Genomic DNA, 13,785 nt, shown 5'->3' on the forward strand with positions numbered 1-13,785 from the left:
CGGAAACCCGCTCCAACACTGCTTCTCCGCCACTTCAACACCCCGCCGTCCCTTGCGTTTCGGCGCTGTGTTTTGCAGCGAGGGGCGAATATTAGGCGGGTTCCCGGAGGTTGGCAACACCTTTGTCATGACGGACTGATGACGAGTTCGTGAAGAATAGCCACCAGCCCCGTCTGGGCTTGGGATTGCGGCCGCAAAACGTCCGCAAATGAGGCTCGAGATACCCGAGATGGTTACTCGGGTATTCCCGAAGTCACCCCGCGACGCCCTGCTTATTGGTGCTTGAACGCCGGGGCGCGCTTCTCGATGAAGGCGCGCATGCCTTCTTTCTGGTCTTCCGTGGCGAATGTGGCGTGGAACAGGCGACGCTCCAGATGGACGCCCTCGCTAAGCGAGGTCTCGTAGGCCGCATTGATCGACTCTTTGATCATCATGACCGTGGGCAACGAGAAGCCGGCAATGGTTTCTGCCGCCTGGATGGCTTCGTCGAGCAGCTTGTCGGCGGGGAGGACGCGCGAGACCAGGCCAGCGCGCTCGGCTTCTTCGGCGCCCATCATGCGGGCAGTCAAACAGAGATCCATGGCCTTGGCCTTGGAGACGGCGCGCGGCAGGCGCTGCGTGCCACCGGCGCCGGGCATGGTGCCGAGCTTGATTTCGGGCTGGCCGAACTTGGCGGTATCGGCTGCGAGGATGATGTCGCACATCATGGCCAGTTCGCAGCCGCCGCCCAGCGCGTAGCCTGCCACCGCGGCGATCACCGGCTTGCGGATGCGACGGATGGTTTCCCAGTTGCGCGTGATGTATTCGTTCTTATAGACGGTGGCGAAGTCGTATTCGGCCATGGCGCCAATATCCGCGCCCGCGGCGAACGCCTTTTCGCTGCCGGTGATGACGATGGCGCCGATGCTGGCATCGTCATCGAAGGCGAGCAGCGCGGCGCCAAGTTCATCCATGAGCGCGTCGTTGAGGGCGTTGAGCGCCTTCGGACGATTGAGCGTAATAAGACCGACGCGGCCGCGCGTTTCGACCAGAATGTTTTCGTAGGACATGGAAGCTCCAGTTGGAATGGATGTAATATTAGCCGACCAACCGGTCGGTTAATCAATAAACCGATGACCGAGGAGGAGACAAGATGACCAGCCCGACCATTCTGCTTGACTGGCATGAACACGTGGCCACCATCACGCTGAACCGGCCCGATCAGCTCAACAGCTTCACGGCCGGCATGCACCGGGAACTGCGCGATGCGCTGGACAAGGTGGAGCGCCAGCGGGCCCGCGCGCTGATCCTGACCGGTGCAGGGCGCGGCTTCTGCGCGGGGCAGGATCTCTCCGAACTCAATGTCACGCCCGGGCAGATGACCGACCTGGGCCAGCTCATCGACGAGCAATTCAACCCGCTGGTGCGCCGTCTGCGTGCCATGCCCCTGCCGGTGATTGCCGCTGTGAATGGCGTGGCCGCCGGCGCGGGCGCGAACCTGGCGCTGGCGTGCGACATCGTGATGGCCGCCGAGAACGCTTGCTTCCTGCAAGCCTTCGTGAAGATCGGGCTGCTGCCGGATTCGGGCGGGACGTGGTTCCTGCCACAGCGCATCGGCGTGGCGCGGGCAATGGGGCTGGCGATGCTGGGCGAGAAGCTCGACGCCAAGACCGCGCTCGCCTGGGGCCTGATCTGGGGCGTCTATCACGATGCCAAGATCCTGATGACCGAGGTGAATTGCATGGCCGACCACCTGGCCAAGCAGCCGACCCGGGCGCTGGCCGCCATCAAGCGCGCCATGCACGCGGCGCCCACACAGTCGCTCGACGCCCAGCTGGATCTGGAGCGCGACCTGCAGCGCGAACTGGGCAACTCACATGATTACGCCGAGGGCGTCGACGCGTTCCTCAATAAGCGCGTGGCACATTTCACCGGCGAATAGAGGAATCTGCATGACCGAGACCGCCCTCCACGATGCGCAGGCCCTGGCCGAAGCCGCCTGCAAGAGCATGTTTGACGCCGATGCCTGTACCCGCTGGCTCGGCATGCGCGTGGAGGCGGTTGCGCCCGGCTATGCCCGCCTGTCCATGGCGGTGCGGCCGGAATTCCTGAACGGGCATCGCACCTGTCATGGCGGACTGATCTTCACGCTGGCCGATTCGGCCTTCGCATTTGCCTGCAACAGCCACAACCACAACACGGTGGCGGCGGGCTGCACCGTCGAATTCCTGCGGCCGGCGCATGGCGGCGATGTGCTCGTCGCCGAGGCAACCGAGCAAGTCTTGTCTGGCCGGCATGGCGTGTACGACGTTCGCGTCGCCAACCAGGCCGGCGAGGTGGTCGCCATGTTCCGTGGCAAGTCTGCACAGGTTCGAGGCCACGTCATTCCTGACCCGATCAGCCCAGCGCCTTAGTTCACCCTCTTACAGAGCCCCAAGACAGCATCACCGTGAGAGGACGCCTCAGAACCGGTTCACGATCCGTGGCGAGCATCCCGAGGTTGGCCCGAGAAACGCAACCGTACATGGATACGGTCAACATCACAGGGCCGAGATCTGGACGCGCAGCAGGATCGGGGACAGGTTCGCACGACGGCGCCCCGAGGAGACCCGCATGTGCCCCCGCTCGACCGACCTGCCGCTCGATCCGATCGAGACCGCCAGCCGTGACGCCATCCAGGCGCTGCAGCTTGAACGCCTGAAGCACAGCCTGGCGCACGCGTATGAGAACGTGCCCGCCTACCGGGCCAAGTTCGACGCGGCAGGCGTACATCCGTCGGATGTGCAGTCGCTTGCCGATCTGGCGAGGTTTCCATTCACCACCAAGACGGATTTGCGCGACAACTATCCGTTCGGCATGTTTGCGGTGCCGCAGGATCGGATCGCGCGCATCCACGCATCGTCGGGCACGACGGGCAAACCCACGGTCGTCGGCTACACGCTTGCCGATATCGATACGTGGGCAGGGTTGGTGGCGCGCTCGATTCGCGCGGCGGGCGCGCGGCGCGGCGACAAGGTCCACGTGAGCTACGGCTACGGCCTATTCACCGGCGGCTTGGGCGCGCACTACGGCGTGGAGCGCGCGGGGCTGACGGCGATCCCGTTCGGCGGGGGGCAGACCGAGCGGCAGGTGCAGCTCATCCACGATTTCCAGCCGCAGATCATCATGGTCACGCCGAGCTATATGCTGGCCATTGCCGATGAATTTGAGCACCAAGGCATGGACCCGGCCGCGTCGAGCCTGCAGATCGGCATCTTCGGCGCGGAGCCATGGACGCCCGAAATGCGCAGCGCCATCGAAGCGCGCATGGGGCTTTCAGCGGTCGATATCTACGGGCTGTCAGAAGTGATGGGGCCCGGCGTCGCGAGCGAATGCGCCGAAACCAAGGACGGCCCGACCATCTGGGAAGACCATTTCTATCCGGAGATCATCGATCCGGACACTGGCGAGGTGCTGCCGGACGGCGAATTCGGCGAACTGGTGTTCACGTCGCTGACCAAGGAAGCGATGCCAGTGGTGCGCTATCGCACACGCGATCTGACGCGCCTGTTGCCGGGCACGGCGCGACCGGGCTTCCGGCGGATGGAAAAAATCACCGGCCGCTGCGACGACATGATGATTGTGCGCGGTGTGAACGTCTTTCCATCTCAGATCGAGGAATTGATCCTGAAGCACGCGGTGCTGTCACCGCACTATCAATGCGTGCTCGGCAAGGAAGGCCCGCTGGATACGCTGACGGTGCGGATCGAGGCAGCGCTGGGTGCGTCGGCGGAGGCGGCCAAATCGGCGAGCAGCCAACTGGCGCACGACATCAAGTCGTTGATCGGCGTGACAGCCGCGATCGAGACTCTGGCCAGCGGCGGGATCGAGCGCTCGGTCGGCAAGGCGCGCCGCGTGGTGGATCTGCGGCGCGGTCAGCCATAACGATCAGCGGGCGGCGACGCCGACGCTGTCGCCCTTCGGCACGAGCACCCAAAGACGCCCCGCCTGCTTCATGCGCCCGGCCAAGTCGCCGGCAGCGTCGCCATGGCCGAAGTAATAGTCGGCACGCACGGCACCGCGAATGGCCGACCCCACGTCCTGCGCGAACACCAGTTTCTGGATCGGCTCGGCCGACAGCGGCTTGGACGTCGACAAGAACACCGGCGAGCCGAGCGGGATGTACGTCGGGTCCACGGCAATCGACCGCTCATCCGTGAGCGGCACGCCCAGCTTGCCGATCGGGCCTGCGGTATTGCCGGGCGTTTCGGCAAAGAAGACGTAGCGCGGGTTGATGTTGAGCATCTCTTCCACGCGGCTGGGGTTGGCGCGTGTCCACGCCTTGATGCCCTGCATGGTCGCCTGGGCGGGGGTGATTTCGCCCGAGTCCAGCAGCCAGCGCGCGAACGAGCGGAACGGCTGGTTGTTGGTACCGCCCACGCCCAGGCGCATGATGCCGCCCTCTTCCAGTTGGACTTGGCCCGAGCCCTGGATCTGCAGGAACGCCGCCTCGACCGGGTCATCCACCCAGACAATTTCCTGCCCCTGCAGCGCGGGGCTGCGGATCAACTGCGCGCGCGCCGGCAGCGTCTTGCCGCGCCACGCAGCAGGCATGCGGTACAGCGGCGTCTGATAAACACCGTGGCGGGTGCGCGAGCCGCGCAGCAGCGGTTCGTAGTAACCGGTGATGAGGCCGCTGTCAGTGCCGTCGTCCTTCACAACCCGATACGGCGTGAAGTTGTCTTCAAAGAAAACGCGCATGGCAATTGGATCGCCGGCATCGACCATCAGGCCGGCGGTGCACACGCGCGACCAGTCGGCGCGGCGCTTCATGGCCTGGCAATTCGATTGGAGCGCGGGCCACGCAGAAGCAAGATCGTCGGCCGTCCAGCCGGCAACGTCGGCCCAGGTGCTGGGTGCCAGATGGCCGCCCAGCGTTCCGGTGGGCGGCTGCGGCGTTTCGACGCGTGGCGGCGGCCCGCTCGTGCAAGCGGCAAGCAAGGCGGCGACCAGGGCGGCGGCCAGTCCGCCCCAGCGGCGACGGGTGGCGGTGCGGGCTTGAGTCAATGCGTCCAAGGTTGCTGCTGTCATGCCTGTTTCATCCTGTCCGGCGTTCGATGCACGGGGCGGGCTTGGCTACAATGCCCGGCATCCGCGCTTCTCGCCGTCGATCATGAGCGAATTCTTTGAAAACCATCCGATGATGCTGTTCGGCCTGGAGGCCGGCGTGGCGCTGTTCCTACTGATCTTCATCGTCATCTGGACGATGTCGGGCGCCAAAAAGCACCCTCGCCCGCTGCGTGCCCCGCCTGGACACCCGTCGCGCCACAACGATGCTGCCAAGCCTTCGGGATCGACCAAAGCCGCGCCGAAAGATTCGCAAGCGGCCAAATCCGACGCGCCCTGATTCCCGGTCAGTGCAACATGCGCGGCATCACCAGCGCAAACTCGGGGATGGGCGCCTCGAAACGGTGACCGTCTTCGGCCACGCAGAAGTATTCGCCGCGCATCGTACCCACAGGCGTCTTGATGGTCGCCCAGCTCGTGTATTCGAAGGATTCGCCCGGCGGCAGCAGCGGCTGATGGCCGACCACGCCCAGGCCGTTCACTTCCTGCACCTGTTCGTCGGCGTCGGTGATCACCCAGTGGCGGGAGATGAGCTGGCTCGGCACGTCACCGGTGTTGCGGATGGTGATGGTGTAGGCGAAGGCGAAATTGCCCTGCTCCGGCTCGGATTGCTCCGGCAAATAGCGCGTCCGGACCTGGACGGTGAGTTCGTAGCTCGGCATGACGATCCAGTATAAGAATGGCGCCCATTGTGCGGCATGGCTGTGGTAGCGGCAAGGCACGGACAGGCGGCCGATCCGGCTAAAATGGCGACCTCCTTTGCGCATCCGCGCGCCTTATCCGTCTCTCACCATGTCCGCAGCCATCGATCCATCCGGTTTCCGCATCGCCCCGTCCATCCTGTCCGCCGACTTTGCCCGCCTGGGCGAAGAAGTGCGCCGCGTGCTCGAATCGGGCGCCGACTGGATCCACTTCGATGTGATGGACAACCACTACGTGCCGAACCTGACCGTCGGCCCACTGGTGTGCGAGGCCATCCGCCCGCACGCGAAAAAGGATGGCAAGCCGGTGCCGATCGACGTGCACCTGATGGTCAGCCCGGTCGACCGCATCATCCCGGACTTCGCCAAGGCGGGCGCTGACCTGATCACTTTCCACCCGGAAGCCTCGGAGCACATTGACCGCTCGCTGGCGCTGATCCGCGACAACGGCTGCAAGGCTGGCCTGGTCTTCAATCCAGCCACCCCCCTGCACTACCTGGACCACGTCATGGACCGCCTGGACATGGTGCTCATCATGTCGGTCAATCCGGGCTTTGGCGGCCAGTCGTTCATTCCGGAAGCGCTAAACAAGCTGCGCGCCGTGCGCCAGAAGCTCGACGCATACCAGGACAAGACCGGCCGCAAGATCCTGCTGGAGATCGACGGTGGCGTAAAGGCAGACAACATCGCCGAGATTGCCAAAGCCGGCGCCGACACCTTCGTCGCCGGTTCTGCTGTGTTCGGCAAGCCGGACGCGGATGGGGGCTACCGCGGCACCGTGGGCGCGCTGCGCCAGGCGCTGGCCGGCCTGGCATGACGACCGGCGTGCTACCCGCCGGCGCCGTCCGTGGCGTCATCATCGACCTGGACGGGACGATGGTCGACACGGCGGGCGACTTCCACGCCGCCATCAATGCGATGCTGGAGGCGCTTGGCGCCGCGCCGGACATGCCGGCCGAGGAAGTCGTCGGCTACGTGGGCAAGGGCTCGGAAAACCTTGTGCGGCGCGTGCTCGATGCGCGCCTGCCACCCGCCCAGGCCAACAGCAGATTCGCCGAGGCGCTGAACGCCTATCAACGCGCCTACATCTCCATCAACGGCCAGTATGTGAACGTCTATGACGGCGTGCGCGAAGGGCTGGCTGCCCTGCGCGACATGGGCATCGCCCTTGCGTGCGTGACGAATAAACCACACGACTTCACGCAGCCGCTTCTGGCGCAGCTCGGTCTGAACCTGTATTTCGACCTCGTCTACCCAGGCGACGCCTTCCCGTATCGCAAGCCCGATCCGTACCCCATGCTGCGGGTGGCGGAGGCATTTGGCCTGGCCCCGGCTGAAATCGTAGCCATCGGCGACTCGGAAAACGATGCCCGGGCGGCCCGTGCGGCCGGAATGCGCGTGCTGGCGGTGCCGTATGGCTACAACCACGGCCAGCCTATACAGGGCGCGGGAGCCGATGCTATAGTCGACACACTTTTTGCGGCAGCGCAACTGATTCGGCCTCATGTTCAAACGTCGGCCGAGCCACACAACGCAACATCTGCCGCTTCCAACTGACGATCCATGTTCCTGAATCGCAAACGCGTCGACGCTGGTGGTGACCGGGGGGCCTGGCCCTGGCGGCCCTGGCACGCCCTCGTCCGGGCGTAAGCGTTTGCACGGCTGCTGATCGTTCTCCTCCGGTTTGGTCTTGGTTTCATAGTCTGGCGCGTCACGAGCGCGCCACCCAAACCACCCTCGCATCTCCTGCCCCAAACGCTGACCGCCCGCCGGTCTTCCGTTGGCCTCGCGATCGGCTGGCGGACGGCCCTTGCGGGATCGCACGGTTTTCGCGTTCCCATCCCTGATGTTCTGCTAACGTTCCGACGGCATCATTGACGCTCTTGCGTTTGCCGTGGAGCGAACGCATGCCGGTGGGCGCGTAACCGCCCCCGCCAGGCCAATCGACCTGACCTGCTCATGACCGAACTCGAATTCAAATCGCTGGCCGACCAGGGCTACAACCGCATTCCGCTGATTGCCGAGGCGCTGGCCGACCTGGAGACGCCGCTCTCGCTCTACCTGAAGCTGGCGCAATCGCACGACCGCGGCACACACACCTTCCTGCTGGAATCGGTGGTGGGCGGTGAGCGCTTCGGGCGTTACTCCTTCATCGGCCTGCACGCGCACACGCTGCTGCGCGCCAAGGGCAACCGCACGGAAGTCGTGACCGACGGCAAGGTGGTGGAGACAAACGAAGGCAACCCGCTGGATTTCATTGCCGCCTTCGAGCGCCGCCAGAAAGTGGCGCTGCGCCCGGGCCTGCCGCGCTTCTGCGGCGGCCTCGCGGGCTACTTCGGGTACGACGCCGTGCGCTTCATCGAGCCGCGCCTGGCTGAAACCGCGCCGCCCGATGATCTGCAACTGCCCGACATCCAGCTCATGCTGTGCGAAGAGCTGGCCGTGATCGACAACCTGTCGGGCAAGCTCTACCTGATCGTCTACGCCGATCCGTCCAAGCCCGAGGCCTATTCGCGCGCCAAGCAGCGCCTGCGCGCGCTGCGCACCAAGCTGCACCAGCCGGTGGATGTGCCGGTGACGTCGGCGTCGGTGCGTACCGATACCGTCCGCGAGTTCGACAAGGCGGACTACATCACGGCCGTGCTCAAGGCCAAGGAATACATTGCCGCCGGCGACATGATGCAGGTGCAGATCGGCCAGCGCCTGGTCAAGCCGTTCCGCGACGCGCCGCTGTTGCTTTACCGCGCGCTGCGCTCGCTGAACCCGTCGCCGTATATGTATTTCTACAATTTCGGCGACATGCAGATCGTCGGGGCATCGCCGGAAATCCTGGTGCGCCAGGAAGAGCGTCGCGTGCCGGCTGCTGAAAATAACGGCAACGGCGCCGACGAATCCGCCCGCATCGTCACGATCCGCCCGCTGGCCGGCACCCGCCCGCGCGGCAACACGCCCGAGCGCGATGCCGAACTGGCCACCGAGCTGCTCAACGACCCGAAGGAAATCGCCGAGCACGTCATGCTGATCGACCTGGCGCGCAACGACATCGGCCGCATTGCCGAAATCGGCTCGGTCAAGGTGACGGACCAGATGGTCATCGAAAAGTATTCGCACGTGCAGCACATCGTCAGCTCGGTCGAGGGGCGCCTGAAGCCCGGCATGACCAACATGGACGTGCTGCGCGCAACCTTCCCGGCCGGCACGCTGTCGGGCGCGCCCAAGGTCCGCGCGATGGAGATCATCGACGAGTTGGAGCCGGTCAAGCGCGGCATCTACGGCGGTGCTGTCGGTTACCTGTCGTTCTCGGGCGAGATGGATCTGGCCATCGCCATCCGCACCGGCATCATCAAGGACGGAAACCTCTATGTGCAGGCCGCCGCCGGCGTGGTGGCCGATTCTGACCCGGATGCCGAATGGAGGGAGACCGAACACAAGGCGCGCGCCGTGCTGCGTGCCGCCGAGCAAGTGCAAGACGGCCTCGACGCCGATTTCTAAGGTCAGGGAGACCACCATGCTTCTGATGCTCGACAACTACGACTCCTTTACCTACAACATCGTCCAGTACTTCGGCGAACTCGGTCAGGACGTGCGCACGTACCGCAACGACGAGATCACGATCGAAGAGATCGAACGCCTGAACCCGGAGCGCATCTGCCTGTCGCCCGGCCCATGCACCCCAACGGAAGCCGGCATTCTGGTGCCGGCGCTCAAACACTTCGCTGGGCGCGTGCCCATCCTCGGCGTGTGCCTGGGCCATCAGGCCATTGCCGATGCGTTTGGCGGGCGCGTGATCCGCGCGCAGAAGGTGATGCACGGCAAGGTCAGCACCATCGAAAACACCGGCGTGGGCGTATTCGCCAACCTGCCGCGCCATTTCAAGGTGACGCGCTATCACTCGCTGGCGATCGAGCGCGAAACGCTTCCCGACTGCCTGGAAGTGACGGCCTGGACGGAAGACGGCGAAATCATGGGCGTGCGCCACAAGACGCTGCCCGTCGAGGGTGTGCAGTTCCACCCGGAATCGATCCTGTCGGAACACGGCCATGCGCTGCTCGGCAACTTCCTGAAGGAACGCGTCTGATGCGCCGCGCGTGCGCGGTGGCGCTGGCGATGGTGGCAAGCCTGCCGGCGATGGCCGGTACCCTGGACGCCTGCCGCGCCTCACAGCCCGAGGCCGGCAACGTCGCCCAATGCGTGCAGACCGCACGCAAGGCGGCGCAGACGGAACTGGCGTCTGCCGAATCGACACGCCGCACCGCGCTGCGCGCCCGCATCGCTGCCAACAAGGGCACGGACCGCGGCGTCGCCATGGCATTTGACCGCACCGTGCGCGCACACCAACTCTACCGGCAGGCCGAATGCGACCTGCAACGCCGCCTGGCCCGCAATGCGCCCGATGCCGACCTGGCAGAAGCCGCGTGCGAGGCCGATCTCTCGCGTGAGCGCATCGGCGCCTTGCGCGACGCCGCACAGCCGGCCACCCCGGTTGCGGCCCCGGCAGCGCCCAACTGAATACGGAACGACCATGTCCATCACTCCGCAAGAAGCGCTGACGCGCTGCATCGAGCACCGCGAGATCTTCCACGACGAGATGCTGCACCTGATGCGGCTCATCATGCGCGGCGAGATGTCGCCTGTCATGGCGGCCGCCCTCACCATGGGGCTGCGCGTCAAAAAAGAGACCATCGGCGAAATCGCGGCCGCCGCCACCGTCATGCGCGAGTTCGCCACCAAGGTGGATGTGCCCGCTGAGGTGTCCGATCACTTTGTCGACATCGTCGGCACAGGCGGCGACGGCGCCAACACCTTCAACATCTCGACCGCCTCGATGTTCGTGGCAGCGGCGGCCGGCGCGCGCATCGCCAAACACGGCGGGCGTGGTGTCAGCTCCAAGTCGGGCAGCGCCGATGTGCTGGAAGCGCTGGGCGTAAACATCATGCTCACCCCCGAACAGGTGGCCGAATCGATTGAGACGGCGGGCATTGGCTTCATGTTTGCGCCCAACCACCACCCGGCCATGAAGAACGTGGCCCCCATCCGCAAGGAACTGGGGGTGCGCACGATCTTCAACATCCTCGGGCCCCTGACCAACCCGGCCGGCGCGCCGAACATCCTGATGGGCGTGTTCCATCCGGACCTCGTCGGCATCCAGGTGCGTGTGATGCAGCGCCTGGGCGCAAAGCACGCCGTGGTCGTCTACGGCAAGGACGGCATGGACGAGGTCTCGCTCGGTGCTGCCACGCTGGTCGGAGAACTCAAGGACGGCGTGGTGACCGAATACGAAATCCACCCGGAAGACTTCGGGCTGCAGATGGTGTCCAACCGCAGCCTGAAGGTGGCCGATGCCGACGAGTCCAAGGCCATGCTGATCGAAGCGCTCGAGAACAAGCCGGGCACGCCGCGCGAGATCGTCTCGCTCAACGCCGGTGCGGCACTCTATGCGGCCAACATCGCCGGCTCGATCGGCGACGGCATGAAGCTGGCCCGCGAAGCGATCGCCTCGGGCGCAGCGCGCGCCAAGCTCGACGAACTCGTGCGCGTCACCAACAAGTTCAAGACCTGATATGTCCGATATCCTGCAGAAAATCCTGGCCGTGAAGGCCGAAGAAGTGGCCGCAGCACGCAAGCATCGCGACCTCGCCAGCGTGCGCGCCGAAGCCGAAGCCAACCGCAACGACAGCACGCTCGGCCCCCGCGGCTTTGCCAAGGCCGTGCGCGACAAGATCGCCGCCGGCCACGCCGCCGTGATCGCCGAGGTGAAGAAGGCGTCGCCGTCCAAGGGCGTGCTGCGTCCGAACTTCAAGCCCGCCGACATCGCCCGCAGCTATGCGGAGCACGGCGCCGCATGCCTCTCCGTCCTGACTGACGAACAGTTCTTCCAGGGCCACGCCGATTACCTGCGCGAAGCGCGTGCCGCCTGCACGCTGCCGGTGCTGCGCAAGGACTTCATGGTCGACCTGTACCAGGTGTACGAGGCGCGCTCCTGGGGCGCGGACTGCATCCTCCTGATCGTCGCCGCGCTGGACCAGGGGCTGATGGTCGAACTCGAAGCCTGCGCGCTCGAACTCGGCCTGGACGTGCTGGTGGAAGTGCACGACGGACATGAGCTGGACCGCGCGCTGCGCCTGCAAACACCACTGGTGGGCGTGAACAACCGCAACCTGCGCACGTTCGAAACCTCGCTCGACACCACGCTCGGCCTGCTCAAGCACATGCCGGACGATCGCATCGTCGTGACGGAATCCGGCATCCTCACGCCGGACGACGTGCGCAAAATGCGCGCCGCCGCCGTCAACGCGTTCCTCGTCGGCGAGGCCTTCATGCGCGCGGAAGACCCGGGTGCCGAACTGGCCCGCCTGTTTGCCTGATCGATGGGCCGCGAGATTGAACTCAAGCTGGCCGTATCGGCCGGCGCGCACGACGCCCTGGTAGGGTGGCTGAACGCGCATGCGCAAGCGGCCGGCTCGGTGGAGCTGGCGAACGTCTACTACGACACGCCCGACCAGGCGCTGGCACGCAGCCGCGCCGCGCTGCGCGTGCGCCGTCATGGCAGCCAATGGTTGCAAACGCTGAAGACCGCAGCAGTGAGTACGTCCGGCTTGAGCGCCCGCCACGAATGGGAGGTGCCGCTGCAGAACGACGCAATGTCCGTCGATGCCTTCGCCGCGCACAGCGCCGCCGAAGCCGCCGACTACGTCCGCCTGCACGCGGGTCGCCTCGTACCGCTGTTCCGCACCGATTTCACGCGCCGCCTGTGGCATGTGCGTGCCGAGGGCGGCGAGATTGAGATCGCACTGGACGCCGGCGCCATCCTCATCCCCGGCACGCAAGCACGCGAGCCGATCGACGAACTGGAACTGGAGTGGAAGCCGGCAGCCGACAGCGCGCTCAGCGAAGACGCGATTGCCGAGCGACTGCAGGCCTGGACGCAGACGCTGCGCGCCGCCGTGGCCGGCCTCACGCCGCTCGACATCAGCAAGGCACAACGCGGCTACCGGTTGCACGCGAAAGCGGTCGGGGGCCAGACATGACGCGACGCACCGTTCAGGCACAAGCCGCCCTCTTCGATGAGCCCGCAGTCGAAACGGCCGCCGGAGATTTCATCCCGCTGGCCACCCAATTCGACGCGCTGCCCGCCGATTGGAAGGCAGTGCTCACACCCTGCATCGCGCAAACCAACTGGCCCGAGTTGTGTGCGTTCGTCGATGGCGAGCGCGCGGCGGGCAAGCCGATCTTTCCGACGGATGTGTTCCGCGCGTTGCATCTGACCTCGGTGGACGATGTGCGCGTCGTCATCCTCGGCCAGGATCCGTATCACGGCACGGGCACCGTCGATGGCCGTGAAATTCCGCAGGCGCATGGACTGGCGTTTTCGGTGCCTGCCGGCGTGCGCGTGCCGCCGAGCCTGCGCAACATCTACAAGGAAATCGAAGCCGAATTCGGCCAGAAGCTGCCGAGCACGTCGGGAAACTTGGAGGGCTGGTCCCAGCAAGGTGTGCTGTTGCTCAACACCGTACTGACCGTCGAACAGGGCCAGGCCGCAAGCCACGCCAAGCGCGGCTGGGAACGCATCACCGATTGCCTGCTGGAGCAACTGGCGCGCGTTGGTCACAAGCGGGTGTTCATGCTGTGGGGCAGCCACGCGCAAGCCAAGCGCGCGCTGCTGTCGGACGGGCATCTCGTGCTGGAGGCACCGCACCCGTCGCCGTTGTCGGCGCATCGCGGCTTCCTGGGCTGCGGGCATTTCAAGACAGCGAACGAGTGGCTAGCTGCGCAGCGCCAGCCGACCATCGACTGGTTGCGGCCGCAGGCTGACTGAAGCCTGCGAACGGGCACTGAACCGCGTGGATGACGGGTCGAGCGTCGAGGTTGTCTCTCCGAGCATCGGCATTGACTCTCCGAGACTCGACCTTGACCCTCTGAGACTCGACCTTGACCCTCTGAGACTCGACTTTGACCCTCCGAGGCTCGACTTTGACTCTCCGAGCCTCGACCTTGACCC

The 13,785-nt window shown here is 65.4% G+C and carries 16 protein-coding genes; 13 read left to right on the forward strand and 3 right to left on the reverse strand.

Translation table 11 applies throughout. The features are described from left to right. Nucleotides 1-272: 272 nt before the first annotated feature. Nucleotides 273-1,049, reverse strand: coding sequence for an enoyl-CoA hydratase (locus R2N16_RS21110; RefSeq protein ID WP_316668278.1), 777 nt, complete (start codon nucleotides 1,047-1,049; stop codon nucleotides 273-275). An 83-nt stretch (nucleotides 1,050-1,132) separates the two neighbouring features. Here R2N16_RS21110 and paaG point away from each other — a divergent pair, with 83 nt between their 5' ends. The 3 genes from paaG (at nucleotide 1,133) to paaK (ending at nucleotide 3,903) form a co-directional block, all read left to right on the forward strand. After that, nucleotides 1,133-1,921: a 2-(1,2-epoxy-1,2-dihydrophenyl)acetyl-CoA isomerase PaaG gene (paaG, locus tag R2N16_RS21115; RefSeq protein WP_316668280.1), complete on the forward strand. Its 789-nt coding sequence runs from the start codon at nucleotides 1,133-1,135 to the stop codon at nucleotides 1,919-1,921. Between the two features lie 10 nt (nucleotides 1,922-1,931). Next, nucleotides 1,932-2,393, forward strand: a complete 462-nt coding sequence (gene paaI / locus R2N16_RS21120; protein WP_316668283.1) for a hydroxyphenylacetyl-CoA thioesterase PaaI — start codon at nucleotides 1,932-1,934, stop codon at nucleotides 2,391-2,393. A 199-nt stretch (nucleotides 2,394-2,592) separates the two neighbouring features. After that, entirely contained in the window at nucleotides 2,593-3,903 is a 1,311-nt protein-coding gene (gene paaK, locus R2N16_RS21125; protein WP_316668285.1) for a phenylacetate--CoA ligase PaaK, read from the forward strand. A gap of 3 nt (nucleotides 3,904-3,906) precedes the next feature. Here the strand turns inward: paaK and mltA are convergent, their stop codons facing one another. Continuing rightward, nucleotides 3,907-5,049 carry a murein transglycosylase A gene (gene mltA, locus R2N16_RS21130; RefSeq protein ID WP_316668287.1) on the reverse strand — a complete coding sequence of 381 codons (1,143 nt, stop codon included), beginning with the start codon at nucleotides 5,047-5,049 and terminating at the stop codon, nucleotides 3,907-3,909. Between the two features lie 82 nt (nucleotides 5,050-5,131). On the opposite strand from mltA, the gene R2N16_RS21135 reads away from it, so the two are divergent. Continuing rightward, entirely contained in the window at nucleotides 5,132-5,365 is a 234-nt protein-coding gene (locus R2N16_RS21135) for a hypothetical protein (protein WP_316668289.1), read from the forward strand. Nucleotides 5,366-5,372: 7 nt separating this feature from the next. Here the strand turns inward: R2N16_RS21135 and apaG are convergent, their stop codons facing one another. Then, a complete protein-coding gene (gene apaG, locus R2N16_RS21140) occupies nucleotides 5,373-5,747 on the reverse strand; it encodes a Co2+/Mg2+ efflux protein ApaG (protein WP_316668291.1) in 375 nt (124 codons plus the stop codon). Nucleotides 5,748-5,877: 130 nt separating this feature from the next. Here apaG and rpe point away from each other — a divergent pair, with 130 nt between their 5' ends. From rpe to R2N16_RS21185, 9 genes are all read left to right on the forward strand, one after another. Further along, the gene (gene rpe / locus R2N16_RS21145) at nucleotides 5,878-6,603 is read left to right on the forward strand and encodes a ribulose-phosphate 3-epimerase (RefSeq protein WP_316668293.1); all 726 of its coding nucleotides are present in this window, start codon (nucleotides 5,878-5,880) and stop codon (nucleotides 6,601-6,603) included. Continuing rightward, the gene (locus R2N16_RS21150; protein ID WP_316668295.1) at nucleotides 6,600-7,343 is read left to right on the forward strand and encodes a phosphoglycolate phosphatase; all 744 of its coding nucleotides are present in this window, start codon (nucleotides 6,600-6,602) and stop codon (nucleotides 7,341-7,343) included. The genes rpe and R2N16_RS21150 overlap by 4 nt, the downstream gene beginning before the upstream one ends. A gap of 402 nt (nucleotides 7,344-7,745) precedes the next feature. After that, nucleotides 7,746-9,278 (forward strand): anthranilate synthase component I, encoded by a 1,533-nt coding sequence (trpE, locus tag R2N16_RS21155; RefSeq protein ID WP_316668297.1) that lies wholly within the window; start codon nucleotides 7,746-7,748, stop codon nucleotides 9,276-9,278. A 16-nt stretch (nucleotides 9,279-9,294) separates the two neighbouring features. Continuing rightward, entirely contained in the window at nucleotides 9,295-9,864 is a 570-nt protein-coding gene (locus R2N16_RS21160) for an aminodeoxychorismate/anthranilate synthase component II (protein WP_316668298.1), read from the forward strand. Then, nucleotides 9,864-10,295, forward strand: coding sequence for a lysozyme inhibitor LprI family protein (locus R2N16_RS21165; protein ID WP_316668301.1), 432 nt, complete (start codon nucleotides 9,864-9,866; stop codon nucleotides 10,293-10,295). The genes R2N16_RS21160 and R2N16_RS21165 overlap by 1 nt, the downstream gene beginning before the upstream one ends. Nucleotides 10,296-10,308: 13 nt before the next feature. Then, entirely contained in the window at nucleotides 10,309-11,346 is a 1,038-nt protein-coding gene (trpD, locus tag R2N16_RS21170) for an anthranilate phosphoribosyltransferase (protein ID WP_316668303.1), read from the forward strand. A 1-nt stretch (nucleotide 11,347) separates the two neighbouring features. After that, complete coding sequence (trpC, locus tag R2N16_RS21175; protein ID WP_316668305.1) at nucleotides 11,348-12,151, forward strand: indole-3-glycerol phosphate synthase TrpC; 804 nt, start codon at nucleotides 11,348-11,350, stop codon at nucleotides 12,149-12,151. Nucleotides 12,152-12,154: 3 nt separating this feature from the next. Then, nucleotides 12,155-12,814, forward strand: coding sequence for a CYTH domain-containing protein (locus R2N16_RS21180; protein WP_316668308.1), 660 nt, complete (start codon nucleotides 12,155-12,157; stop codon nucleotides 12,812-12,814). Then, a complete protein-coding gene (locus R2N16_RS21185; RefSeq protein ID WP_316668310.1) occupies nucleotides 12,811-13,602 on the forward strand; it encodes a uracil-DNA glycosylase in 792 nt (263 codons plus the stop codon). The genes R2N16_RS21180 and R2N16_RS21185 overlap by 4 nt, the downstream gene beginning before the upstream one ends. Nucleotides 13,603-13,785 lie beyond the last annotated feature (183 nt).

Source organism: Ralstonia psammae, assembly GCF_958405935.1.
In the GTDB taxonomy this organism is placed as follows: Bacteria; Pseudomonadota; Gammaproteobacteria; order Burkholderiales; family Burkholderiaceae; genus Ralstonia; species Ralstonia psammae.